The sequence below is a fragment of the Pseudarthrobacter xylosi genome (assembly GCF_055412765.1).
In genome coordinates this window covers 68,891-92,316 of record NZ_JBVAYT010000002.1, presented here as the reverse complement: position 1 = coordinate 92,316, position 23,426 = coordinate 68,891, and the positions used below count along the sequence as shown (strand labels likewise).

At 65.7% G+C, this 23,426-nt stretch carries 22 protein-coding genes and 1 tRNA gene; 8 read left to right on the top strand and 15 right to left on the bottom strand.

The window, feature by feature from the left end; genetic code table 11:
- Positions 1–44 precede the first annotated feature (44 nt).
- From iolD to ACZY1F_RS04465, 4 genes are all read right to left on the bottom strand, one after another.
- Positions 45–1,994: a 3D-(3,5/4)-trihydroxycyclohexane-1,2-dione acylhydrolase (decyclizing) gene (gene iolD, locus ACZY1F_RS04480; RefSeq protein ID WP_463940480.1), complete on the bottom strand. Its 1,950-nt coding sequence runs from the start codon at positions 1,992–1,994 to the stop codon at positions 45–47.
- A gap of 5 nt (positions 1,995–1,999) precedes the next feature.
- Positions 2,000–2,923, bottom strand: coding sequence for a Cgl0159 family (beta/alpha)8-fold protein (locus tag ACZY1F_RS04475; protein ID WP_463940479.1), 924 nt, complete (start codon positions 2,921–2,923; stop codon positions 2,000–2,002).
- Positions 2,920–3,951 (bottom strand): 5-dehydro-2-deoxygluconokinase, encoded by a 1,032-nt coding sequence (gene iolC, locus ACZY1F_RS04470; protein ID WP_463940478.1) that lies wholly within the window; start codon positions 3,949–3,951, stop codon positions 2,920–2,922. The genes ACZY1F_RS04475 and iolC overlap by 4 nt, the downstream gene beginning before the upstream one ends.
- Positions 3,952–4,137: 186 nt before the next feature.
- Entirely contained in the window at positions 4,138–4,542 is a 405-nt protein-coding gene (locus ACZY1F_RS04465; protein ID WP_463940477.1) for a tautomerase family protein, read from the bottom strand.
- A 169-nt stretch (positions 4,543–4,711) separates the two neighbouring features.
- Between ACZY1F_RS04465 and ACZY1F_RS04460 the strand changes: the two genes are divergently transcribed.
- Together ACZY1F_RS04460 and ACZY1F_RS04455 are read left to right on the top strand one after the other, a co-directional pair.
- Positions 4,712–5,071: an ArsR/SmtB family transcription factor gene (locus tag ACZY1F_RS04460; protein WP_463940476.1), complete on the top strand. Its 360-nt coding sequence runs from the start codon at positions 4,712–4,714 to the stop codon at positions 5,069–5,071.
- Positions 5,068–5,550 carry an SRPBCC family protein gene (locus tag ACZY1F_RS04455; RefSeq protein ID WP_463940475.1) on the top strand — a complete coding sequence of 161 codons (483 nt, stop codon included), beginning with the start codon at positions 5,068–5,070 and terminating at the stop codon, positions 5,548–5,550. The genes ACZY1F_RS04460 and ACZY1F_RS04455 overlap by 4 nt, the downstream gene beginning before the upstream one ends.
- A gap of 152 nt (positions 5,551–5,702) precedes the next feature.
- Here the strand turns inward: ACZY1F_RS04455 and ACZY1F_RS04450 are convergent, their stop codons facing one another.
- Both ACZY1F_RS04450 and ACZY1F_RS04445 read right to left on the bottom strand, forming a co-directional pair.
- A complete protein-coding gene (locus ACZY1F_RS04450) occupies positions 5,703–6,548 on the bottom strand; it encodes an aldo/keto reductase (protein WP_463940474.1) in 846 nt (281 codons plus the stop codon).
- 40 nt (positions 6,549–6,588) lie between these two features.
- Complete coding sequence (locus ACZY1F_RS04445) at positions 6,589–7,818, bottom strand: MFS transporter (RefSeq protein ID WP_463940473.1); 1,230 nt, start codon at positions 7,816–7,818, stop codon at positions 6,589–6,591.
- Between the two features lie 171 nt (positions 7,819–7,989).
- On the opposite strand from ACZY1F_RS04445, the gene ACZY1F_RS04440 reads away from it, so the two are divergent.
- Positions 7,990–8,439: a MarR family winged helix-turn-helix transcriptional regulator gene (locus ACZY1F_RS04440; RefSeq protein WP_463940471.1), complete on the top strand. Its 450-nt coding sequence runs from the start codon at positions 7,990–7,992 to the stop codon at positions 8,437–8,439.
- Positions 8,440–8,542: 103 nt separating this feature from the next.
- Here ACZY1F_RS04440 and sucD read toward each other — a convergent pair whose 3' ends face one another.
- From sucD to ACZY1F_RS04410, 6 genes are all read right to left on the bottom strand, one after another.
- On the bottom strand, positions 8,543–9,445 hold the full coding sequence (sucD, locus tag ACZY1F_RS04435) for a succinate--CoA ligase subunit alpha (RefSeq protein WP_056346687.1): 903 nt from the start codon (positions 9,443–9,445) through the stop codon (positions 8,543–8,545).
- Between the two features lie 11 nt (positions 9,446–9,456).
- A complete protein-coding gene (gene sucC, locus ACZY1F_RS04430; protein ID WP_058929952.1) occupies positions 9,457–10,626 on the bottom strand; it encodes an ADP-forming succinate--CoA ligase subunit beta in 1,170 nt (389 codons plus the stop codon).
- Between the two features lie 222 nt (positions 10,627–10,848).
- Positions 10,849–11,556 carry a hypothetical protein gene (locus ACZY1F_RS04425; RefSeq protein ID WP_463940470.1) on the bottom strand — a complete coding sequence of 236 codons (708 nt, stop codon included), beginning with the start codon at positions 11,554–11,556 and terminating at the stop codon, positions 10,849–10,851.
- Between the two features lie 18 nt (positions 11,557–11,574).
- Entirely contained in the window at positions 11,575–12,912 is a 1,338-nt protein-coding gene (locus ACZY1F_RS04420; RefSeq protein ID WP_463940469.1) for a glycosyltransferase, read from the bottom strand.
- Positions 12,913–13,019: 107 nt separating this feature from the next.
- Positions 13,020–15,596 carry a DNA helicase PcrA gene (gene pcrA / locus ACZY1F_RS04415; RefSeq protein WP_463940468.1) on the bottom strand — a complete coding sequence of 859 codons (2,577 nt, stop codon included), beginning with the start codon at positions 15,594–15,596 and terminating at the stop codon, positions 13,020–13,022.
- Between the two features lie 98 nt (positions 15,597–15,694).
- Positions 15,695–16,540, bottom strand: a complete 846-nt coding sequence (locus ACZY1F_RS04410; RefSeq protein WP_463940467.1) for an inositol monophosphatase family protein — start codon at positions 16,538–16,540, stop codon at positions 15,695–15,697.
- 32 nt (positions 16,541–16,572) lie between these two features.
- Between ACZY1F_RS04410 and ACZY1F_RS04405 the strand changes: the two genes are divergently transcribed.
- Both ACZY1F_RS04405 and ACZY1F_RS04400 read left to right on the top strand, forming a co-directional pair.
- Complete coding sequence (locus ACZY1F_RS04405; protein WP_463940466.1) at positions 16,573–17,196, top strand: hypothetical protein; 624 nt, start codon at positions 16,573–16,575, stop codon at positions 17,194–17,196.
- A gap of 297 nt (positions 17,197–17,493) precedes the next feature.
- The gene (locus ACZY1F_RS04400; protein WP_463940465.1) at positions 17,494–17,838 is read left to right on the top strand and encodes a hypothetical protein; all 345 of its coding nucleotides are present in this window, start codon (positions 17,494–17,496) and stop codon (positions 17,836–17,838) included.
- Positions 17,839–17,862: 24 nt separating this feature from the next.
- On the opposite strand, the gene ACZY1F_RS04395 is transcribed toward ACZY1F_RS04400, so the two are convergent.
- Positions 17,863–18,627, bottom strand: coding sequence for a DUF998 domain-containing protein (locus ACZY1F_RS04395; protein ID WP_463940464.1), 765 nt, complete (start codon positions 18,625–18,627; stop codon positions 17,863–17,865).
- 83 nt (positions 18,628–18,710) lie between these two features.
- On the opposite strand from ACZY1F_RS04395, the gene ACZY1F_RS04390 reads away from it, so the two are divergent.
- The 3 genes from ACZY1F_RS04390 (at position 18,711) to ACZY1F_RS04380 (ending at position 19,728) form a co-directional block, all read left to right on the top strand.
- Positions 18,711–18,783, top strand: a tRNA-Arg gene (locus ACZY1F_RS04390).
- 1 nt (position 18,784) lies between these two features.
- A complete protein-coding gene (locus tag ACZY1F_RS04385; RefSeq protein WP_463940463.1) occupies positions 18,785–19,261 on the top strand; it encodes a DUF6314 family protein in 477 nt (158 codons plus the stop codon).
- A gap of 47 nt (positions 19,262–19,308) precedes the next feature.
- Positions 19,309–19,728 carry an NUDIX hydrolase gene (locus ACZY1F_RS04380; protein ID WP_463940462.1) on the top strand — a complete coding sequence of 140 codons (420 nt, stop codon included), beginning with the start codon at positions 19,309–19,311 and terminating at the stop codon, positions 19,726–19,728.
- A gap of 9 nt (positions 19,729–19,737) precedes the next feature.
- Here ACZY1F_RS04380 and ACZY1F_RS04375 read toward each other — a convergent pair whose 3' ends face one another.
- Positions 19,738–21,651: an ABC transporter ATP-binding protein gene (locus tag ACZY1F_RS04375; RefSeq protein WP_463940461.1), complete on the bottom strand. Its 1,914-nt coding sequence runs from the start codon at positions 21,649–21,651 to the stop codon at positions 19,738–19,740.
- Entirely contained in the window at positions 21,648–23,321 is a 1,674-nt protein-coding gene (locus tag ACZY1F_RS04370; protein WP_463940460.1) for an ABC-F family ATP-binding cassette domain-containing protein, read from the bottom strand. The genes ACZY1F_RS04375 and ACZY1F_RS04370 overlap by 4 nt, the downstream gene beginning before the upstream one ends.
- Positions 23,322–23,426: the final 105 nt, after the last annotated feature.

The following is a 23,426-nucleotide window of genomic DNA, read 5'->3' as shown; positions in this document are numbered from 1 at the left end:
GGTGTTGGACTTCCTTGGTCTGTGGGGGCTGTGTGTCTGGGAAATCAGCCGAGCAGTTTGCGCTGGCGGTTCTTGTGGTCGGTGTAGGTCTTGAAGGCCTGCTGCGTGGAATCGAGGTCTGAGACCTGGGAGACGGGAACGTCCCACCAGGACTCCGAGCTGGGAGCGTCCAGCAGGGGGTCGGATTCAACGTGGATCAGGATGGGCCCGCCGCGTTCCGGCGCGGCCTTCGCGTCCCGGATGGCCTGCTCGAGTTCGGCGATGACCTTCTCCCCCGGTTCGATCCGGATCACCTTCACACCGAGGGACTCGGCGTTCAAGGCCAGGTCCACCGGAAGGGTTTCGCCTTCGTCGAAGCTGTGCTGCTCCGCGTTCAGGACCCGGTACTGGGTGCCGAAACGCTGCGAACCGAGGGATTCGGAGAGCGAGCCGATGGAGGCGTAGCCGTGGTTCTGGATCAGGACCACGATCAGCTTGATGCGTTCGGCGACGGCGGTGACCAGTTCGGTGTGCATCATCAGGTAGGAGCCGTCCCCCACCATCACCACGACGTCGCGCTGCTCGCCACCGCGTGCGGCTTCTGCCAGCGCCGCACGCTTAACGCCGAGCCCGCCCGGGATTTCGTAGCCCATGCAGGAGTAGGCGTATTCCACGTGGTAGCCGAACGGGTCCCGGACACGCCACATCTTGTGCAGGTCACCGGGCAGGGAACCCGCAGCGCAGATAACGACGTCAGCCGCGTCCATGGCCCGGGACGTGGCGCCGATGATCTCGTTCTGGGCCGGCAGCGGCGTGAAGCGGGTGTCGAAGGCCTCGTCCACCGTGGCGTCCCAGCGCTTCTTCTCCGCGGCGATCGTCACTTCGAGGTCCGCGCCAACGCGGTAGCCGCCCAGCGCCTGGTTCAGCTTGACCAGCGCTTTGCGGGCATCTGCAACGATCGGCAACGACGTGCCGTGCTTGTACGCGTCGATCGCGGCGACATTGATATTGATAAAGCGCACGTCGGGGTTCTGGAACGCGGTCCGCGAGGCAGTGGTGAAGTCCTCGTAGCGCGTACCGATACCGATGATCAGGTCCGCCTCGGCAGCGAAGGCGTTGGCCGCCGTCGTGCCCGTGGAGCCGATCGCCCCGAGCGAGAACTGGTGGTCCCACGGCAGGACGCCGACGCCGGCCTGGGTATTGCCCACCGGGATGCCCGTCAGCTCGGCAAATGCAGCAAGTTCGTCATTGGCGTAGGCGTAGAGGACGCCACCGCCGGCGATGATCAGCGGGCGCTTCGCGGCACGGATGGCCTCGGCGGCGCGGCGGATGTCCTCGTCGTCGGCCTCAGGGCGGCGGATGCGCCATTCCCGTTCGGCCAGGAACTCCTCAGGCACGTCGAAGGCCTCGGCCTGGACATCCTGCGGCAGCGAGATCGTGACCGCGCCGGTTTCGGCCGGATCCGTCAGGACCCGCAGGCCGTGGTGGAACGCCGAGAACAACTGCTCCGGGCGGGAGACCCGGTCGAAGAACTTGGACAGCGGGCGGAACGCGTCGTTGACCGTGATGTCGTAGGCGTAGGGCTGCTCGAGCTGCTGCAGGACCGGGTCCGCGGCGCGCGTGGCAAAAGTGTCACTCGGCAGCAGCAGCACCGGCAGGCGGTTGGTCGTGGCCAGCGCCGCACCGGTCAGCAGGTTCGAAGATCCCGGACCGATCGAGGTACTGATGGCAAAAGTCTGGCGGCGGCGGGTATGCCGTGCGTAGCCCACAGCCTGGTGCACTTGGGCCTGCTCGTTGCGGCCCTGGTAGTACGGCATGATCGCCGGATCCAGCTGCTGGTACTGCTTCAAAGCCTGCCCGACGCCGGCAACGTTGCCGTGGCCGAAGATGCCGAACGTCCCAGGAATCAGCCGCTCCCGGTAGTCCTCGGTGCCGATGCGGTCCACCGTGTACTGCTTGGACAGGTACTCGACGACGGCCTGGGCGACCGTCATTCTGCGTGTTGCTGTTCCCATGTGAGTTACTCCGATACTTTCGCTGATGACTGCAGCGCGGGCGTCTTGAGCAGCGAGGCGGCCGTGGCGACAGCCCCGGCCACATCGCCGTCGGCCGGGTACAGCAGCGTCCTGCCCACGGTGAGGCCTTGGACGCCGGGCAGGGCCAGTGCGGCCTGCCAGCTGGCGAAGACCTCATCCTGGGTGCCTTCCGGGTCCCCGCCGAGGAGCACGGTGGGCAGCGTGGTGGCCGCCATAACGCGCTCCATCTCTGCCACCACGGGCAGCTTCATCCAGGTGTAGGCGCTCGTGGAGCCCAGGCCCTGGGCGATCGCGATGGACTTGATGACGGCGTCCGTGCTGAGGTCGTTGCGGACCTTGCCGTTCTGCCAGACGGAGAGGAAGGGTTCCACCATGGCGATCAGCTTGCGTGCGGCGAGGGAGTCGACGGCGCGTGCCGTGGCTTCCAGGGCGGAGACGGTGTCCGGGTCGCCGAGGCAGATGCGGGTCAGCATCTTGCCGCCGTCGGCGCCCAGTGCTTCCAGGGCCGCGGCCGTGTGGCCGGTGAAGCGGTCGTCGATTTCATTGACGAGCCCGGCCAGGCCACCGCGGTTCATCGAGCCGAAGACAAGCTTGCCTTCCAGGGCCCCCAGCAGGAGCAGGTCATCCATGATGTCCGGGGACGCCAGGACACCATCGACGGCGGGATTTGCCAGGGCAATCTGCAAGCGGTCCAACAGATCGCGGCGGTCCGCCATGGCCACCGGAGCGTCTCCCACGGAGAGCGCGCCGCGGGCCGGGTGGTCTGCGGCAACGATGAAGTTCTGCACACCATACTTCAGCCCCGGATGGCGGCGACGGGTGGTTGCCGCGCGGGCAACGGCGTCGGGGTCTTCGAGCCGGAGGGCGCTCAGGTGCTGGTAGCGGCGGGGATCATCGTTGGCGCTCAAGACGCTGCTCCTTCGGAAACTGTGGTGTGGGACGGGCGTGAGGCGGCACCGGCCAGGGCGGGTGCCAAGCGGCCGCGTTCGGCCAGCAGCGAGGTGACTTCCTCCGGCGTCGGCATGGCGTCGGCGCAGGAAAGGCGGGAGGCCACAATGGCGCCTGCGGCGTTCGCGTAGTCCAGGACCTGGGCCAGCGGCCAGCCGGACAGCAGTCCGTGGCAGAAGGCTCCACCAAACGAGTCGCCGGCACCGAGGCCGTTGAGGGTTTCCACCGGGACGGGCGCCGAGACAACGCGTTCGGTTCGGGTCTTGGCCATCACGCCTTCGGGGCCAAGCTTGACGACGGCGATCTCGACGCCGGCGGCCAGCAGCCGGTCCGCCTGCTCGTCGGGGGTTCCTTCGCCCACGGCGACGGCACATTCCTTGTCGTTGCCGATGGCTACCGTGACGTGCGGCAGAATCTTTGCAACCTCGGCCCGGGCGTCCTCTTCGGATGCCCAGAACATGGGCCGGTAGTCCAGGTCCAGGATGGTGTACTGGCCTTCCTTGAGACCGGTCCGGGGACGGGCAGTATGGGCGGCCAGGTGGGCCTCGCGGCTGGGCTCCTGGCACAGGCCAGTCACCGTCGACCAGAAGATCCCGGCTTCACGGATGGCGTCCAGGTCCAGCTCCGCGGCCTTGATCTGAAGGTCAGGCGCCGTGGGGAAACGCCCGTAGAAGTAGAGCGGAAAATCATCCGGCGGCATAATGGCGCGGAACGTCACCGCGGTGGGCCATTCTTTCACCGGTGTAACGAACGTATCGTCCACGTTGAATTTGCGCAGTTCACGGTGGAGGTATTTTCCGAAGGCGTCGTCACCGGTGCGCGTGATCACGCCTGCCTTGCGGCCATGCCGCGCCGCGGCCACGGCCACATTGGACGGGGAACCTCCGAGGTATTTTCCGAAAGACGTGACGTCCTCCAGACCCACCCCGATGTCGTTCGGGTAGATATCGACACTGATGCGCCCGATCGTGAGCAGTTCGTGGGTCACGGTAATCGCGGACCTTTCTGGTTTGAGCTCCATACCCTGTACAGCAAGAGCTAGAACTCCGGTTCCTGGCCGGGCCCCCGTGAGCGGGGCCACAACCACTACCTTGCCCTAGAATCATTGTCCTGTCAAAGGTTTGTACTGACATATTTACAACCTGCATAAGGCTCCGAATTGGCGCCCTCGGGATTACTTCCGGGGGACCGCCAGTTCGCCCGTGACGTACTGCGCCCGCCCGAAGCCGAACGACCAGTCGCCGGCAGCATTCTCCACATATCCGATAAACACGTCCTCACCGGCAATATCAAGTTCCGCCAGCCGGGCGGCGATCGCAGCAAAGAGGGATTGCTTGGCCGCCTGGCTCCGGCCCCCTTGGGTAAAGATCTGGATCATCACCACACCGGCAGTGCGCTCGAAGCCGAGCCCCGCATCCTGGGCGACAATCTGGCCCTGCGGATGCTCCGTAAGGACGTGGAAGTAGTCGCGTTCCGGGATGGCATACTCCGCGAGGATGGCATCGTGGATTCCGCGGCTTAGGCGCTGCAACTGTTCGGAGCTGCGCCCTTGATTAACATCGATTCGAACCAGTGGCATTTTCATCTCCTTTTGAAATTTGTCCTGACATACTAACAAACCATCGGGATCGGCGGCAAGGAAATCCGAGAAACCCCTTCCGCACGGGCAGTGTCGGGGGTATGGTTAAGCAACCAAGTAGTTGATCAATGAATTAGTTGATTAATGATCAAGAAAGGCCTGCACCACGATGGACCCCGACGACGGCACTCTGGACGCGGCCTTCATGGCCCTGGCCGACCCCGTGCGGCGGCGGATCATCGCCCGGCTCAGCCGCGGGCAGGCAACAGTCAACGAATTAGCGGAACCCTTCGCGATCACCAAACAGGCGGTCTCGAAGCACATCCAGGTCCTCGAGCAGGCAGGGCTCGTCACCCGCAGCAGGGAAGCCCAGCGCCGGCCCGTCCACCTGAATCCCGCACGGCTGGAGGCACTCACAGCGTGGATCGACCAGTACCGGCTGGTCCGCGAAGAGCAGTTCCGCAGCCTGGACGCCGTGCTCAGATCCAATGCCGCCAACGGCGGCACCCACCTCAAGGAGTCATCATGAGCAATTCCCTGAAACTCAGCGTTCCCGACGGCCTTCCTTTTATCGACTACGAGCGTGAGTTCGATTTCCCCGTTGCGGACGTGTTCCGCGCGCATAAGGACCCTGACCTGATCGTCCAGTGGCTCGGCCCGCGGGGACTGAAGATGGACATCGACCACTACGATTTCCGCACCGGCGGCACCTACAGCTACCTGCACACGGGGCCGGACGGCGTCGCCTATGAATTCAGCGGGGTCTTCCACACCGTCCGGGAAAACGAATTCGCCATCCAGACCTTCGAGTTCGGCGGCTACCCGGATGTTGTCAGCCTTGAATTCATGACGTTTGAGGACCTCGGCAACGGACGCACCCGCCTGCGGGGCCACTCCGTCTACCCCACCCAGGAGGCCCGCGACGGCATGGCGCAGTCGGGCATGGAAGGCGGCATGACCGAGGGCTACGAGCGGCTCGACGAACTACTCAGCGGCGCCAAGGTCTAGGACAGACCTTAAACGAGTACGACGGCGGCCGGTTACCTTGCTGGAGAAGAGGTAACCGGCCGCCGTCGTACTGGTAGGCAAGACCCGGTGGTCGAGCCTGGCGAGACCCGCTGACGCTCCGGTGGTCGAGCCTGTAGAGAGCTGAGGAAGGCCTAGCCGTTGAACTCCGCCGGGTGCGGACCGGTGCGGCCGTCCCGCTCCAGGCCGTCGATGACCGACAACTCATCCGCGGTCAGGTCGAAGCCGAACACGTCCAGGTTCTCCCGGATCCGCTGCGGGGTGACGGACTTGGGGATGATGATCCGGCCCTGCTGCAGGTGCCAGCGCAGAATAACCTGCGCGGGACTCACACCATGCCGTGCGGCGATGTCCGTCACGGCCGGATCCGCCAGCACCGCACCCTGGGCGAGCGGGCTCCAGGCCTCCGTGGCGATCCCATGGTCAGCGTTGAAGCCGGCAATGTCCCGCTGCTGGAGTGCCGGGTGGAGTTCAATCTGGTTGATGGCCGGGACCGTGCCGCCCAGGTCAATGATGTTCTGCAGGTGTTCGGGGAGGAAGTTGGAGACGCCGATGGCCTTGGCCTGGCCGCTGGCCAGCAGGTGCTCCAGCGCCCGCCAGGACTCGAGGTACCGGCCGGTTGCCGGCGCCGGCCAGTGGATCAGGTAGAGGTCCAGGTAGTCCAGCCCCAGTTTGTCCAGGCTGGCGTCGAACGCGGCCAGCGTGGCGTCGTAGCCGAGGTCGGCCACCCACAGTTTGGACGTAATGAACAGCTCTTCCCGGCCGATGCCCGACTCGGCGATGGCGCGTCCGGTACCTGCCTCATTGCCGTAGATGGCGGCGGTATCGATGCTCCGGTAACCGGCTGCCAGAGCGTGGCTGACCGCGGCGGTGGTGTCGTCGTCGGACACCTGGAAAACGCCGAACCCCAGCTGCGGCATCCTTACGCCGTTATTGAGGGTGATCTCGGGGATGGACGTGGTGATGGGGGTGGAAGTCATGGGTTCTCCTGTTGCAGGTTGAGGATTGTGGCACGAAGGTTTAGTGCAGGACGGTGACGGGCTCGGCAGCCACGCGTTCGCCGGGGGCGGCGTTGGCGTTGGCGGCGGACGTCTGCCGGACGGACCGCTTGGCGCCGACGGCGGCGATAATCATCACCACGAGCCCCAGCAGGGTGATGCCGGCCCCCGCCCAGATGGGCGAGGTGTAGCCGAGTCCCGCGGTGATGGTCACTCCCCCGAGCCAGGCGCCGAGGGCGTTGCCCACGTTGAAGGCGCCGATGTTGGCGCCGGAAGCGAGGGTGGGGGCGCTGGAGGCGTACTTCATCACACGCATCTGCAGGCCCGGGACGGTGGCGAAGCCGAAGCCGCCCATCAGGACGATGGACGCAATAGTGAGCACCTGGTTGCCGGCGGTCAGGGCAAAGCCGGATAGCACAACCACCAGCACGGAGAGCACCACAACGAGCGTTCGGTCCACGTTGCGGTCCGCGGCCTTCCCGCCGATGGTGTTGCCGACAAATAGGCCCACACCGAAGACGATCAGCAGCCACGGCACGGTGGAGGCGGCGAAGCCGGTGACCTCGGTGAGAGTGAAGGCGATGTACGTGAAGGCGCCGAACATACCGCCGTAGCCGAGGATCGTGACGAGGATGGAGAGCCAAACCTGGCCGGAACGGAAGGCGCGCAGTTCACTGCGCAGGGTTCCGGGCGTGGTGTCCCCATGGCCGGTCTTCGGAACCAGCGCGAGGATTCCCGCCAGGGCGATGACCCCGATGACGGTGATAGCCCAGAACGTGGAGCGCCAGCCTGCGGCCTGTCCCAGCATGGTGCCGAACGGCACGCCCAGGACGTTGGCGGCGGTGAGCCCGGTGAACATGATGGCGATGGCGCCGGCCTTTTTGGTGGGGGCAACCATGTCCGCGGCCACCACGGCTCCGATCCCGAAGAAGGCGCCGTGCGCCAGGGCGGCGATGATCCGTCCGATCATCATCATCCCGTAATCGGGAGCGATCGCGGAGACCAGGTTCCCGGCGATGAACAGCACCAGCAGGACAGCGAGAACGGGCTTGCGTTCGAAGCGGGTCACCGCCGCGGTCAGCACCAAGGCGCCGACCACCACGGCGAGGGCGTATCCGGAGATCAGCCAGCCTGCCGTGGCCTCGCTGACCTGGAAGTCGGCGGCAACCTCGGGCAGCAGGCCCATGATCACGAACTCGGTGAGTCCGATGCCGAACCCGCCGAGGGCGAGGGCTATCAGGCCAATGGGCATGTGGATGCTCCTTTGAAAACTGTACGGAACGAGATAGGACGCGTAAGCTAGTAGTTGCAGACGCGTTATTTATTGTTGCACAAGCAGATACACCGCGCAAGCAACTATTATTGATTGTGCTTCGCCTCACGCCGCCAGGCGGCCGGAGCACCCGCGAGAGGAAAAAGACAGATGGGCATCAAGGACGACGCCGTGGAGGTCCGGGCACAGGGTTGGCGCACGCTCGCGGCGCTGCATGGCCTGATCGAGGGAGAGCTGGAACGCTCCCTGCAGGCCGAATCAAAACTGTCAGTGGTGGAGTACACCGTGCTGGATGCGCTCAGCCGCCAGGACGGCTGGCACATGCGCATGCAGCAACTCGCCCGTGCCACCGCGCTCAGCGCCAGCGCCACCACCCGGCTCGTCAACAGGCTTGAGGACCGCGCCCTGCTGACCCGGATCCTCTGCGCGGACGATCGCCGCGGCATCTACACCGAACTCACGCCCAGCGGCATCGCCCTGCTGGAGGAAACCCGGCCGGTCCACGACGCCACCCTGGAACGCGCCCTGGCGGCGGCCCAGGAGATTCCCGAGCTGGCCGCGCTGGTGGACGCGCTCCCCCGGCTCCACGCGAACGCCTAGACGTCCGTCGTCGTACTTTAAACAGCAACGCGGGGTCACTTACGGCCCATCCCGGTAGTGGGAATGGGCCGTAAGTGACCCCGCGTTGTCGTGCTGTATGTGCCTAGAGCGCTGCGTAGACTTCGCGCAGCAGCTTGGCGGTCTCGGACGGCGTCTTGCCGACCTTCACGCCTGCAGCCTCGAGGGCTTCCTTCTTGGCCTGGGCGGTTCCGGCGGAACCGGAGACGATGGCGCCGGCGTGGCCCATGGTCTTGCCTTCAGGAGCGGTGAAGCCGGCAACGTAGCCAACAACCGGCTTGGTGACGTGTGCCTTGATGTAGTCGGCTGCACGCTCTTCAGCGTCGCCACCAATTTCGCCGATCATCACGATCGCCTTGGTCTCGGGGTCGGCCTCGAACGCGGCCAGGGCGTCGATGTGCGTGGTACCGATGACGGGGTCGCCGCCGATGCCGATGGCGGTGGAGAAGCCCAGGTCGCGCAGTTCGTACATCATCTGGTAGGTCAGGGTTCCGGACTTGGAAACCAGGCCGATGGGGCCCTTCCCCGTGATGTTGTTCGGCGTGATGCCAACCAGCGCTTCGCCGGGGGTGATGATGCCGGGGCAGTTCGGTCCGATGATGCGTGTGACCTGCTTGCCGTCGGCGTCAACGGTGGACTGGGCCAGTGCCCAGAACTCGGCGGAGTCCTGGACGGGCACGCCTTCGGTGATGACAACGACCAGGCCGATGCCTGCCTCGATAGCTTCAACCACGGCGTTCTTGGTGAACGCCGGCGGGACGAAGACGATGGAGACGTCGGCGCCGGTTTCGGCAATGGCTTCCTTGACGGTGCCAAAAACGTTGATCTCGGTGTCGCCGTGCAGGACCGTAGTGCCGGCCTTACGGGCGTTGACGCCACCAACAATGTTGGTGCCGGCCTTCAGCATCAGGGCGGTGTGCTTGGTGCCTTCGCCGCCGGTGATGCCCTGGACGATGACCTTGGAGTCCTTGTTCAGATAGATAGACATGGTGCGTCCCTTTACTTAGCTGCGTTGGCGAGCTCGGCGGCCTTGTCGGCGCCCTCGTCCATGGTGGCGGCCAGGGTAACCAGCGGGTGGTTGGCCTCGGCCAGGATGCGGCGGCCTTCCTCAACGTTATTGCCGTCGAGGCGGACTACCAGCGGCTTGTTCGCGGAGTGGCCCAGCTCGGCCAGCGCACCAACAATGCCCTTGGCCACGGCGTCACACGCGGTGATGCCACCGAAGACGTTCACGAACACGGACTTGACCTGCGGGTCACCCAGGATGACGTCGAGGCCGGCAGCCATGACCTCGGCGGAAGCTCCACCGCCAATGTCCAGGAAGTTGGCGGGCTTGACGTTGCCATGGTTTTCACCGGCGTAGGCAACAACGTCCAGGGTGGACATGACCAGGCCTGCACCGTTGCCGATGATGCCCACTTCACCGTCCAGCTTGACGTAGTTCAGGTCCTGCGCCTTGGCCTTGGCCTCGAGCGGATCTGCAGCGTCCTTGTCCTCAAGGAGGGCGTGCTTGGCGTGGCGGAAGTCGGCGTTCTCGTCGAGCGAGACCTTGCCGTCCAGTGCCACGATGTCGCCCGCGCCGGTCTTGACCAGCGGGTTGACCTCCACGAGGGTGGCGTCTTCCTTCTTGAAGACGTCCCAGAGCTTGAGGATCACGGCGGCGACTTTGCCGCGCAGTTCCTCATCGAAGCCTGCAGCTGCAACGATTTCGTCAGCCTTGGCCTGGTCGATGCCCACAGCGGGGTCGATGGCGATCTTGGCGAGCGCCTCAGGGCGTTCGACGGCGAGCTGTTCGATTTCCATGCCGCCTTCTACCGAGCACATGGCCAGGTAGTTGCGGTTGGCACGGTCCAGCAGCACGGAGAAGTAGTACTCCTCGGCAATGTCGGCACCCTGGGCAATCATCACCTTGTTAACGGTGTGGCCCTTGATGTCCATGCCCAGGATGTTGGTGGAGTGCTCAAACGCCTCATCGGCGGTTTTGGCAACCTTGACGCCGCCAGCCTTACCGCGGCCACCGGCCTTAACCTGGGCCTTAACGACAGTTACGCCGCCGATTTTCTCGGCAGCTGCCTTTGCTTCTTCTGGGGTGTACGCCACGATGCCGGCAAGCACGGGTACACCGTGCGCCTCGAACATATCGCGCGCCTGGTATTCAAACAGGTCCACGGTTTAGTGTCCTTCTACGTCGAAGTAGTTTCTGTACAGTCGGGCACCGTCGAAGACGATGACCGGGCTGCGGATTGCCTGCACCTGCGGCCAGTTCGGAAACGGGCCCCACTGCGCAATGCTCCATTCGGAACTCTAGTCCTCTCTGAGGACCGGCCCGTTCCACAGTACCGCTTATGTGAGTAACGACACTATTCTATGGACCGTAGAAAAACGCCTAGATTACGGGGTTTTTGAGGCCTCTGTGGGTGCCGGGGAGGCCGTTCCCGCTGCCTGGGAAATAAGTTCGTAGTGGTCCCGTGCCACAAAGAACCCGACGCCGGCCGAGACGTTTCCGCACGCCACGCCGCCGTTGTAGGCGGTGCAGCGCAGCCCGTTCCGTTCCAGGTTCTGGCCATCGGCCAGGACCGCCAGTTCCGTCAGCGGGCCGCTTTTATTTCCTTTGGGTCCGTAGGAAGCCTCCATTTGTGTGACGCCGGAACGGCACTCCCCGTACGTTGCCTTATCCGGGCTGAGCAGTGCCGTGCCGCCCAGGTAGCCCAGGCCGGTGCCGGCGCAGTCGTCCTTAACGTCGGCCGCGGCGGGTTTGGGGTATCCGGCAAGCTCACAGTGCGCCACTGGGACGGTGGCGAGCTTGTTGTTGGCCCCGTCGGTGAAGCTGTTCGACTCATACGGGAGGTTAAGGTGTTCCCCACGCGCCGACGTCAGGGAGCACACAATATTCCGGTCCTCCGTGATGAAGGACAGGACGTCCCCGCTGGCCCTGTACGCGGCGGGGTCAGTCAGTGCTGCCTGTTCGAGTTGCTTCATAGCCGGCAGCGGGGGTGGCGCCACATAGCCCGGGTCCTCGGTGGTGATGCTGCAGCCAGTGCCCGCCAGCAGGAAGAGGGCGGCCAGGATCCCCAATACAGTCCGTCGCATGGCCTCCATTATGCCCCGGCAGCGGCCTCATCCCGGCGTACGCCTGCCCGCGGCCTCCACGACTGCGGCGGCGGCTTCAGCGGGATCCTCACCCTCGAACTGCTCCTGCATCTTACGTGCGCGGCTTTTCCAGCCGGGATCCGTCAGGATCTTTCCCACTGCCGCGGCAATGTCGGCGGGTTTGGGTGCTTCCGTTCTGAGGTTTATGCCGACGCCGGCGTATTCCACCCGGGCGTTGACGTCACTTTTGCCCTCATTGATGCCCGACACCACCAACGGAACACCCTTGGACAGGCTCAGCTGCACACCGCCAAATCCGCCGTTGGTGATAAAGACATCCGTGGAGTCAAAGACGTCCGCGAAGTCCACGTAGTCCCGCACCATCACGTTGGGTTGCGCATAGCGGGCTGTCAACGCCTCTGTGCCGTGCCCGCCGGTTGCGACGATGACCAACGCATCCATGTCTTTGACCGCTTCCAGCGCCGGAACGATGAGTTTGTCCTGGTCGAGGTTGTCCACGGTTCCCTGGGTTATAACGAGTGTTGTGGGGTAGGACCGGGGAAACGCGCCGGAACCTGTGGTGGCATGGCCAGGCGCCCGGTATGGCAGGAGCGCACCAACATAGTGCACTTTGGGGTTGACTTGGCGCCGCGGGAAATCGAGGGATTCCGGGCCGGTCTGGATGATGGCGTCCGAGCACCGGTAGGGCTCGTCCGTCAGCCGCCCTTCCCGCGGCACAGCCTGGCCGTAGGCGGCGTGCTGGCGGCGGTAGCTTTGGCTGGCAGGGCGAAGGATGACATTGTCGGACAGCAGGCCCGCCAGGCCTTGGACCGCCTTCTCCACCGGATTGCGGGGCGGCCTGAACCCGAAGAAGAGCGGGGGTACCTGCGGGTCGCTTTCCATGTTGGGGATCGCGACAAAGTTCACCACCGGCATGCCCATCAGATGGGAGACGAGGCGATGAATGAACATGGAGCTGTCCGCCACGACAACGTCGAACGGATACTGCTGCGCGACTTCACGGATGTCTTCGAAGAAGTGGCTGACGTTGCTGGCGAAAATTTTCTCGCCGTCGAAGCCGATGGCCCGTGGGCCTTTCAGCTTGGCCCGCTCCGGATAGAGCTCATTGAGGTTGTCAGCGCGGTGCTCTGTGGCTCTGCGGAAGGGGAAGTGCTGGATTCCCATTCCGCTGAGCCTGTCTGCATAGACGGGACCCGTGTACCAGGCCACCTCGTGGCCGTGGTCCTTGAGCCGCATCGCCACGCCCGTCATGGGGTTGAAATGGCCGTCAATGGCCTGGCTGGCAAAGAGGATCTTCACGGTGGCGCCCCCGAATCTGCTGTGCTCAAGATCTGCTGTGCTCACGTGGCCTGCGCTGCACCGGTTCCCCGGTTACGGGCGCGTTCCCCGGCTACGGGCGCGTTCCTGAACTGTAAGCCAGCCGGCGTGCCCGGACAAGGGCCAGCCTGGGGCTAGGCGTCGAGCTTCGTGAGCGGCGCGTAACGGAGCAGGAGACGCTTCTCTCCGACGTCGAACTTCACCTTGGCCACCGTTTTGTCCCCCGCGCCTTCCAGCGCCAGCACGGTGCCGTTGCCGAAGCTGGTGTGGTTGACCTTATCGCCCACACTGACGGCGACAATCTCCTTCTGCGGCTGGACCCGGTTCTTGGCGATGGCTGCGGGGACGTCCGCGTTGAAGCCTGCCGACGAGTCAGCGGCCGCACCGCGGGACGTGCCGGCGCCCCAGAAGGATCCGCCGTAACGGCTGGAGCCGATCGCCGCGCTGCTCCCCCACCCGCCGGACTGCTTGCTGGTGCCTTCGCGTTTCCACTCCACCAGTTCGGCGGGGATTTCCTCGAGGAATTGGCTGGCCGGGTTGTATTGGCTTTGGCCCCACATGCTGCGGACTTCGGACCGCGTGACGTAGAGGCGCTTGCGAGCGCGGGTCAGGCCCACGTAGGCCAACCGGCGTTCCTCGGCGAGTTCCTTGGGGTCCGTGGCCGAGCGCTGGTGCGGGAACAGCCCGTGTTCCATGCCGGTCAGGAACACCACCGGGAATTCGAGCCCCTTGGCGGTGTGGAGGGTCATCAGCGTGACCACCCCGAGGCGTTTGGCTTCCGCCACGGCGGCGTCGATGTCCGCGCCCGGCGCGTCCGGGATCTGGTCCGCGTCTGCCACCAGGGAGACCTGTTCCAGGAAGGCGCCCAGGGACCCTTCCGGGTTCTCCTGTTCGTATTCACGAACGACGGCGACGAGTTCCGCCAGGTTCTCCACGCGGGACTCGTCCTGTGGATCAGTGCTGGAACGCAGCCCGGCAAGGTAGCCGGTCTGTTCCAGGACGGCCTCCAGCGCGGCGGCGGCACCGGAACCGGAGGCTACCTCTGCGAGGTCGTCCAGCAGTTTAACAAACCCGAGGACAGCGTTGACGGAACGGGTGGCCATGCCGGGGGCTTCGTCAGCCCGCCGGGCGGCGGCCATAAACGACATCCGTTCGCGCGCGGCCAGCGCGGCCACGGCACCTTCGGCGCGGTCACCAATGCCGCGTTTGGGTTCGTTGAGCACCCGGCGCAGGTTGACGTCGTCGTCCGGGTTCACCAGAACCCGGAGGTACGCGAGGGCGTCCTTGATTTCCTTGCGGTCGTAGAAGCGGGTGCCGCCCACCACCTTGTACGGCAGGCCGACCCGGACCAGCACGTCCTCAATGGAACGGGACTGCGCGTTGGTGCGGTAGAAAATGGCGACGTCACCGGGGCGGAGGTTGTCCTCGTCCTGGAGCCGGTCAATCTCCTTGGCTATGAACTGGGCCTCTGCGTGCTCGTTCTCGCCCACGTAGCCGATGATCTTGTGGCCCTCGCCTTCGGCGGTCCACAGCCGCTTGTCCGGGCGGTTGGGGTTGCGCGAGATCACGGAGTTGGCCGCGCTGAGAATGTTCTGGGTGGAGCGGTAGTTCTGCTCCAGCTTGATGGTGCGGGCGTCCGGGTAGTCCTTCTCGAACTCCACGATGTTGCGGATGTCAGCACCGCGGAAGGCGTAGATGGACTGGTCGGAGTCGCCGACGACGGTGAGCTCGGATGCTCCGGGGCCCTCACCCACAATCTCACGGACCAGGGCGTACTGGGCGTGGTTGGTGTCCTGGTACTCGTCCACGAGGACGTGCCGGAAACGCCGCCGGTAGGACTCGGCGAGCGCAGGGAAGGCCCGGAACATGTAGACCGTCTCGGCAATGAGGTCATCGAAGTCCATGGCGTTGGCCTGGCGCAGCCGCTGGGTGTAGCCCTTGAAGACGTCGGCCACGGCGGACTCGAAGGGATCGTTGTGGTTCGCGGACGACGCGTAGGAATCGGCGTCGATGAGCTCGTTCTTGAGCGCGGAAATCTTGTGCTGGATGGCCTTGGGCGCGAACTTCTTGGGATCCAGGTCCAGGCTCTTGGAGACCTGGACGACCAGCCGCAGCGAGTCCGCGGAGTCGTAGATGGAAAAATTCGACTTCCGGCCCACGTTGGCGGCCTCCTGGCGCAGGATACGAACGCAGGACGAGTGGAACGTGGAAATCCACATGATCTTGGCACGTCCACCCACCAGCGCAGCGATGCGCTCCCGCATCTCGGCGGCGGCTTTGTTGGTGAACGTGATGGCCAGGATCTCACCGTGATGCGCGCGGCGGGTGGCAATGAGGTACGCGATCCGGTTGCTGAGGACGCGGGTTTTGCCCGAGCCGGCGCCGGCCACAATAAGCAGGGCGCCGCCGGCGTGCTTGACGGCCTCCTCCTGCTGCGGGTTCAGTCCCTGCAGGAGTTCCTCGGCATTGGGCCGGTGGTGGGCCGGCTCGCCGTTGCTGTCATAAGCAGGCTGCTGGTTCGCCCAGCCGGCCGTGCGCTGGGCGCCTTGTCCTGCTGCGTGTTCGGGGCCGTTGGCGGACCCTCCACCGGGCCCGCCGCCACCGAATTCGGCGGCCGCGGCAAGTCCTTCCGGGCGCGACTTGGTGCGGGCGGAGGCTGGCGCGGCGGCCTTGAACGGTCCGTCAGAGTACGGGTCAAACAACATATCCATGGTGCCTACAAGTCTAGGCGGTGGGGCTGACAGTCAGGTCCAACCCTGTGGATAACACCGCGAGACCACCCCCGGAACCGCGCAAAAGCGGCCCGGACTCAGGCCACGGAGCCCGACTCGAGGGCCGCACGCAACTCGCGTACCGCCGTCGTGCCTCCCGCCATAAACCAGTCCAGTCCGTTGATCCGGACCGTGTCGGTGGCACCGCCGGCGGCCCGGACGATTGCCTTACCTGGCAGCCAGTCCCATTCCGGGCAGCTGTGCTGGAACCAGCATCCCAGCTGGCCATCGGCCACCCGGCCCAGGTCGCAGGACCCGGAGCCGAACATCCGTAGCGCCGCGGCGGATGTGGCGGCAGCGTGCCACGGCATGGCGCAGAGCGGATCCATCAGCCAGGTGGGGTGGATGTAGGTGGCTGCGCCGAGTTCGGCGAGCGCCGTTGCGTTGCGCGCGGTGCTGTCCTGGCCGGCCCCCGCGTCCCGGTAGGAGGTCAGCACCTCGCCATTCAGGGTGGCCGCGTGGGCCGTGCCGCCGAGCCAGAGTTTGTCCTCCTCCGGCTGGAAAATGGCGCCGAGCAGCACATCGGAGGAATCCTTCAGCGCGAGGGCCGAGCACCAGTACGTGGATCCGTGCAGGAAGTTGTAGGTGCCATCCACGGGGTCGATCACCCAGGTGCGGCCGCTGGTGCCGGCCACAGAGGCGCCTTCCTCCCCCAGGATGCCGTCCTCCGGCCGGCAGCGCTGCAGCTGCCCCAGCACGTATGCTTCCGCTGCGTGGTCCGCGGCGGTCACCACGTCAGAGATGGAGGTTTTTTGCTGGGACTGCAGTCCGGCCATGCGCATCAGGAGCGCCAGTTGCCCGGCTTCGCGCACCAGCGCGGAGGCCAGTTGGTAATCGTCCAGGGCGGGGTCAAGTTCAAGGGCGCTGTGCCTGCCAGTGGTCATGGACCCAGTTTAGGCGGCGGGATAATGGTGCCATGGCCAAAACCCCAGCGCAGCGGATCAAAAAGCACGGCTCCAAGGCGGCTGTTCCGCAGCACAGCCTTCCGCCGGTTATCAACCCCACCACCAGCCGTTCGCCGCAGAAGGCCCAGAACAACACCAACCTGATCCTCATCGCGGGCGTCGTTGTCAGCCTGTTCCTGTTCTGGTACGTCCACCTGCTCACGATGCAGCAGCTCACCCAGCTCTCCACCGGACTGGCCATGCCGGACTCACTGGTGGGCGGTTTCGACGCCGGCTACGTTGGCCAGCTTAACGCCGTCATGAACGACGACGCCCGCGGCCAGCTCAACTACGTCCACAAGACTGCCGGTACGCTCTTCCCGCTGATCTTCGGCTTCACCTGGCTGCTGCTGATCGGTACCAACGTCGCCAAGAAGTCCCTTCGCTGGGCGCTCTGGGCCGTCCCGCTGCTGTTTGTGGTGGTCCGGCTGTGGGGCAATGTCGCCATCGACGCCGCGCTGGGATCGGAAACGGTCGACGCCGGCCAGGTCGCCTTGGCATCCGGGCTCACCGTTGGCGGGTGGGTGCTGTTCGTCCTCAGCTTGCTGGCCGGGGCAGCGGCGGTGTTTCTGGGCAAACGGCCGCGCCAGCAGTAGGCTCCCGCCCCTACCTCCGGAGAGTTCTCCCCATACCGTTCCTGCCGGACACCCCGATAGTGTGTCCAGTGCTGGCATTTGATGCCGGATCTTAAACACTGGGGGAATCCATGGGGGAATCACGGACGGATCCTGCTCTCAATATCTTTGAGATCAGAAGACTGGCCTGGGCATTAACTGTCCACAAGGCGGCGGAGGTTCTGGCGGGTGAGCCGAAGTGACCTTGCGCAGATTTTCTAAACCGTTCGCTTCGGCCATGCTCCTGGGGCTTATTCTGTTTGCCTCTCAGCATGCGGCGTGGGTGGACCCGCACCGGCTGACCGCCTGAAGACCGCCATGCAGGACGCCGCGATGTTCGTTCCGGGGGGCACCTCGGCGCAGCTCCACGTGAACATGAACACCTCGGGAAACTTCATCACCGCGAAGCTGGTGGGGACAGACAGCGACGAGGCAGTGCTTGCCCGGGCGCTGGAGGGAGCCCTTCCGGCGATGCTGGAGGAAACCGAAGACCTTAAGACCGGCACCTTCTCGGTCAGTATTTTTTCACCCGACGACGCGGTGTCGGTGGGCGCCGATGCACTCGGCTACCCCGGGGGTGCTTCGCTCACCGATTTCCGGGATTTCTTCCTCGACCGGCCCTGAGTCCGCCACGTCTGGAGCACTGGGTCAGCGGCCACCTGCAGACCGCACCGAGCGTACTTCCTTCCGGTGCCGGTGGACCCGCTGTGCGATCACCAGGCCCGCCGCTGCCACACCCACAGTGACGGGGTAGCCCATCAGCCTCTCAAGCGTGCCCGGCTCCGGAACGTCCATGCCCGTCAGCCCCCCGGTCGCCAGCGCGGCGAGCGACACCACGCCGCACGCCAGGACAAACCACCCCAGCGGCGTCTGCCGCAGCCACAGGGCGCCCAGCGCCACGAGGGCCGCCGCGCCGGCGAGGAAATACACCACCGCGCCGATGAAGTGGAAGGCGGAGCCGGCATCCTCCGGCACCAACCCCACGATCATGGTCCCGGCACCGGCGGCGCCGGTCAGGATGCGAACGCAGACCGCCGCCAGCCAAGGCTTCCGGCGCGCCGGCTGGACGCGCGCTCCGGCACGGGCGGCCACACACAGCAGCCCCGAGCCCAGCAGCAGCGCACCGAGCAGCATGCCCAGCCCCTGGATCACAAACGAGGCGTTCATCAGCCAGTGCAGCGGCGAACACACGTCCCGGCCGTCATAGATCCCGCAATGAAGCGCGCCGAGGTCGCTGATGTATCCGGTCCGGCGGTCATAGGGCTGCGGGCCGCCCCACGCCCCGATCACCGCAGTTTCCGCCACAAAATACTGCAGGACACTCAGCACGGACCAGGCGCCGATGTACTGGCGGGCGGAGGCGGTGTCCGGGAGGTAGGCCACGGCGGGGGCGGACGTCAGGGCTGATCTCATGCCAAGAGCGTAGTACGGCCTCCCACCTTGTATGCTTGTATCCGTGTCCGGACGGACCGGCCCTGCCGGAACAGCGGACACGCGCCCTCGTAGCTCAGTGGATAGAGCACGGCTCTCCTAAAGCCGGTGTCGTTGGTTCGATTCCAATCGAGGGCACTTGAATCTTCCGTCACCGGAGTTTGGCCTCCGCGCCTACCTGCTCGGCCCCTCACCGGCCGGGGAGTTGCCCGTTCACGGGAAATGGGCCGTTGAACGGCAACTGCTGGACCGGTCCACCGGCACTCACGGAACCTTTGCCGGCGTCGTACGTTTTTCCCCAACGGACGACGGCGGTCTGGCCTTCCGTGAAGAAGGCACCATGCGCTGGCCCGCCTTTACCGGCCCCGCCTCGCGTGACTACGTCCTGAAACCCGCAGACCGGATCGACGCCCTGGACGTGTTTTTTGCCGACGGGCGGCCCTTTCACCGGATGAGTTTCACGCCGGAGGCCAGCCAGGACCAGCACTGGTGCGATCCCGATACGTACCGGGTGGCCTACACCTACGACGGCCCGGACAACTTCCGTTACACGTGGGATGTGACCGGCCCGCGCAAGGACCTGCTGCTGACATCCGCCCTGAAGCGTCAGGTCTGAATCGACTGGCCTGAAGCGTCAGGTCTGAACAGGCTAGGCTCGGAACCGTGAAAGCCCGCATTGTTGTCTCCGCCGTCTGTGTCTTCGACGACGCCGGCCGGCTCCTGACGGTCCGCAAGCGCGGCACCAGCATGTTTATGCACCCCGGCGGCAAGCCAGAAGACGGTGAAACCGCCGTCCACGCCGCGGCGCGGGAACTTCAGGAGGAAGTGGGGATCGTGCTGGACCCGCAGGATCTGAAGCTGATGGGCGTCTGGATCGCCGACGCCGCCAACGAGGCCGCCACGGACATCGAAGCCACCGTATTTACCGCGCCCGGAACCTGGACGGCGCACCCCTCCGCTGAGATCGCCGAGATCCGCTGGCTGGACCTGGCTGCGCTGGATCGGGGCGCGCCGCCACCCGCGGACCTCGCCCCGCTGCTCACGGACCACATCCTGCCGGAACTGGCCGCGCTGCGCCGCTAGGGGCAGGGTCTAGTACTCCGGAACGGCTTCCGCTGCCACGGCCGAGGCCTCGGCGAACTGCGTCTGGTAGAGCTCGGCGTACCGGCCATCGGCGGCCAGCAGTTCCGTGTGGTTACCGCGCTCCACGATCTGCCCGTCCTCCACCACCAGGATGACGTCGGCGGCACGGATGGTGGACAGCCGGTGGGCAATCACGACGGCGGTGCGCCCCTCGAGCGCGGCGCCCAGGGCCGCCTGCACGGCGGCTTCGTTCGTCGAATCCAGTGCGGCGGTAGCCTCATCGAGGATGACCACCCGTGGTTGGGAGATCAGGAGCCGGGCGATGGTGAGGCGCTGGCGTTCACCGCCGGAGAGCCGGTAGCCGCGCTCCCCCACCACGGTGTCCAGGCCGTCGGGCAGGGACCGGATCATGGTCTCAAGGCGGGCCTGCCGGATGGCGTCCCACATGTCCTCTTCGGTGGCGTCCGGCCGGGCGAGCCGGAGGTTGGACGCGATCGACTCGTGGAACAGGTGCCCGTCCTGGGTGACCATGCCCAGGGTGTCGCGCAGGGAATCGAAGGTGACGTCACGGACGTCCAGTCCCGTCCCGGGAAGGGTGCCGCCGAGCCGCACTGCCCCGGAATCGACGTCGTACAGCCGGGAAAGCAGCTGCGCGATAGTGGACTTTCCGGCACCGGAGGAACCCACCAGGGCGACGGTCTGGCCGGGTTCCACGCGGAAACTGATGCCGTGCAGCACCTCTTCGCCGCCGCGGGTGTCCAGCGTGGACACTTCCTCGAGCGAGGCCAGCGAGACCTTGTCCGCGGAGGGGTAGGCGAAGCGGACGTCGTCGAACTCCACGGACACGTGTCCCGGCGGGATGGCCACGGCGTCGGGCTTCTGCTGGATCAGGAGCTTGAGGTCCAGGATCTCGAAGACCCGCTCGAAGCTGACCAGCGCACTCATGATTTCCACGCGGGCGTTGGACAGGGCGGTGAGCGGGGCGTAGAGGCGGGTCAGCAGCAGTGCCAGCACCACCACGTCACCCGCGGCGAGCTGCCCGCCGATGGCCAGCCAGCCGCCCAGGCCGTAGACCAGGGCCAAGGCGAGCGCGGAGACCAGCGTCAGCGCGGTGACGAAGGTGAACTGCAGCATGGCCGTGCGGACGCCGATGTCCCGGACGCGGCCGGCCCGGACGGCGAACTCGCGGGATTCCTCATCCGGCCGGCCGAAGAGCTTCACCAGCGTGGCGCCCGGAGCGGAGAACCGTTCGGTCATCTGGGTGCCCATGGCTGCGTTGTGGTCTGCGGCCTCACGGCGCAGGTCCGCGAGCCGGGAGCCCATCCGGCGGGCGGGGATGAGGAAGATCGGCAGCAGGATCATGGCGAGCACGGTGACCTGCCAGGACGTCCCGAGCATCACGATCAGCGTCAGGATCAGGGCCACCACGTTGCTGACCACGCCGGAAAGGGTTCCGGCGAAGGCGGACTGGGCGCCGATGACGTCGTTGTTCAGGCGGCTGACCAGGGCCCCGGTGCGGGTACGGGTGAAGAACGCGATGGGCATCTTCTGCACATGGTCAAAGACCCGGGTGCGCAGGTCCACGATCACGCCTTCGCCGATGTTGGAGGACAGCCAGCGGCTGACGAGTCCCAACCCTGCTTCGGCTACGGCCACGACGGCGATCAGCATCGCCAGCCGAATCACTTCGTCGGTACCCGCCTTGGCCACGATGGCATCAACCACCTGACCGGCCAGGACAGGGGTTGCGACAGCCAGGAACGCCATCACAATCGACAGCGCCACAAACGCGATCAGTTTTGTCCGGTGCGGGCGGGCGAAACCCATGACCCGTTTCAGGGTGGCCTTGGAGAAGGGCTTGGAGCCGTTCTTGGCCCGGGAGATGTTGTACAGGGAGTGCCAGGCGACGCCGTCCATGCTCATCGCTGGTGCCCCGCCTGTGAAGAGTCGTCTGCCATCAGTTCAGTTACCATTCCGTTGTCCACGTTCCACCGGACATCCAGCTGAACATTCTCCAGCAGCCTCCGGTCATGGGTTACTAACAGCAAAGCGCCCTCATAACTTCCCAGTGCCTCTTCCAGCTGCTCGATGGCGGGCAGGTCAAGGTGGTTAGTGGGTTCGTCCAGGACCAGCAGGTTCACGCCGCGGGCCTGCAGCAGTGCCAAGGCGGCGCGGGTGCGTTCCCCCGGCGACAGCGAATCCACCGGGCGTGAGGTGTGGTCCGCCTTCAACCCGAACTTGGCCAGCAGGGTGCGGACCTCCGCCGGATTCAGGTCCGTGAGCACAGCTTCGACGGCGTCGCCAAGGAAGAGGCTCCCGGCCAGCAGTCCCCGGGCCTGGTCAATTTCGCCCACGGCCACCGAGGCACCCATGGCCGCGTTGCCGGCGTCCGGCGCCTGCACGCCCAGGAGCAGGCGCAGCAGCGTCGACTTGCCGGCTCCGTTGGGGCCGGTGATCCCGATCCGCTCCCCCGCGTTCAGCTGCAGGTTCACCGGGCCCAGCGTGAAGCTTCCCTGCTTCACGACGGCGTCACGCAAGGTGGCCACCACTGCACTGGAGCGGGGCGCCTGGCCAATGGTGAACTGCAGCTGCCATTCCTTCCGCGGCTCCTCCACCACGTCCAGCCGGGCAATCCGGGATTCCATCTGCCGGACCTTCTGTGCCTGCTTTTCCGATGACTCGGTGCTGGCGGCCCGGCGGATCTTGTCATTGTCCGGGCTCTTCTTCATGGCATTCCGCACCCCTTGGGAGCTCCATTCGCGCTGGGTCCGGGCACGGGAGACCAGGTCTGCCTTGGTGGAGGAGAACTCCTCGAACTTTTCCCTCGCGTGGCGCCGCGCCACGGCGCGCTCCTCGAGGAAGGCCTCGTAGCCGCCGTCGTACACGGCCACGGAATTCTGCGCCAGGTCCAGTTCCACAATGGTGGTGACACAGCGGGCCAGGAACTCGCGGTCATGGGACACCAGCACCACACCGCCGCGCAGGCCCTGGACAAAAGCTTCCAATTTGGCCAGGCCGGCCAGGTCAAGGTCGTTGGTGGGCTCGTCCAGCAGCACAACATCGAAGCGGCTGAGCAGGAGCGCAGCGAGGGCCACACGGGCGGCCTGGCCGCCGGAGAGCCCGGTCATGGGAGCGTCTGCTCCGGTGTCCAGGCCGAGGTCGGCCAGGACGGGCGGAATACGTTCGTCGAGGTCTGCCGCGCCGGAGGCCATCCAGCGGTCAAAGGCCAGCGAGTAGGCGTCGTCGGCTCCCGGTGCGCCAGATCCCAAGGCCTCCGCGGTGGACTCCATCTCCACGGTGGCCTGGGCGCAGCCGGTCCGGCGCGCGATGTAGCCGGCCACGGTCTCGCCAGCGACGCGCTCGTGTTCCTGGGGCAGCCAGCCCACAAAGGCATCGGCGGGGGCGAGGCTGACGCTGCCGCCCTGGGGCTGGTCCACTCCGGCAAGCAGGCGCAGCAGGGTGGATTTTCCGGCGCCGTTGGCGCCCACCACACCCACCACGTCGCCGGGGGCCACCGTGAGGGAAAGATTGGCGAACAGTGTCCGGTGGTCGTGGCCGCCGGAAAGATCTTTGGCAACAAGGGTTGCAGTCATAGGTTGGTCCGTCCTCTCGCCGCCCGGCCGGAGGAGCCCGCCTGAATCGGCCGAAACTGCGGGAAATCCGCAATGCGACGCCCCGAAAAGTGCTAGGGCACTAAA

Excerpts from the sequence above, each read along its gene's own strand:
- ACZY1F_RS04440 (WP_463940471.1), top strand. The coding sequence starts at position 7,990 with ATGGGCATCAAGGACGACGCCGTGGAGGTCCGGGCACAGGGTTGGCGC.
- ACZY1F_RS04465 (WP_463940477.1), bottom strand. The coding sequence starts at position 4,542 with ATGCCACTGGTTCGAATCGATGTTAATCAAGGGCGCAGCTCCGAACAG.
- ACZY1F_RS04425 (WP_463940470.1), bottom strand. The coding sequence starts at position 11,556 with ATGGAGGCCATGCGACGGACTGTATTGGGGATCCTGGCCGCCCTCTTC.
- ACZY1F_RS04410 (WP_463940467.1), bottom strand. The coding sequence starts at position 16,540 with ATGACCACTGGCAGGCACAGCGCCCTTGAACTTGACCCCGCCCTGGAC.
- ACZY1F_RS04395 (WP_463940464.1), bottom strand. The coding sequence starts at position 18,627 with ATGAGATCAGCCCTGACGTCCGCCCCCGCCGTGGCCTACCTCCCGGAC.
- ACZY1F_RS04375 (WP_463940461.1), bottom strand. The coding sequence starts at position 21,651 with ATGAGCATGGACGGCGTCGCCTGGCACTCCCTGTACAACATCTCCCGG.
- ACZY1F_RS04455 (WP_463940475.1), top strand. The coding sequence starts at position 5,068 with ATGAGCAATTCCCTGAAACTCAGCGTTCCCGACGGCCTTCCTTTTATC.
- ACZY1F_RS04460 (WP_463940476.1), top strand. The coding sequence starts at position 4,712 with ATGGACCCCGACGACGGCACTCTGGACGCGGCCTTCATGGCCCTGGCC.
- ACZY1F_RS04445 (WP_463940473.1), bottom strand. The coding sequence starts at position 7,818 with ATGCCCATTGGCCTGATAGCCCTCGCCCTCGGCGGGTTCGGCATCGGA.
- iolD (WP_463940480.1), bottom strand. The coding sequence starts at position 1,994 with ATGGGAACAGCAACACGCAGAATGACGGTCGCCCAGGCCGTCGTCGAG.
- sucD (WP_056346687.1), bottom strand. The coding sequence starts at position 9,445 with ATGTCTATCTATCTGAACAAGGACTCCAAGGTCATCGTCCAGGGCATC.
- ACZY1F_RS04370 (WP_463940460.1), bottom strand. The coding sequence starts at position 23,321 with ATGACTGCAACCCTTGTTGCCAAAGATCTTTCCGGCGGCCACGACCAC.
- ACZY1F_RS04405 (WP_463940466.1), top strand. The coding sequence starts at position 16,573 with ATGGCCAAAACCCCAGCGCAGCGGATCAAAAAGCACGGCTCCAAGGCG.
- ACZY1F_RS04450 (WP_463940474.1), bottom strand. The coding sequence starts at position 6,548 with ATGACTTCCACCCCCATCACCACGTCCATCCCCGAGATCACCCTCAAT.
- pcrA (WP_463940468.1), bottom strand. The coding sequence starts at position 15,596 with ATGGATATGTTGTTTGACCCGTACTCTGACGGACCGTTCAAGGCCGCC.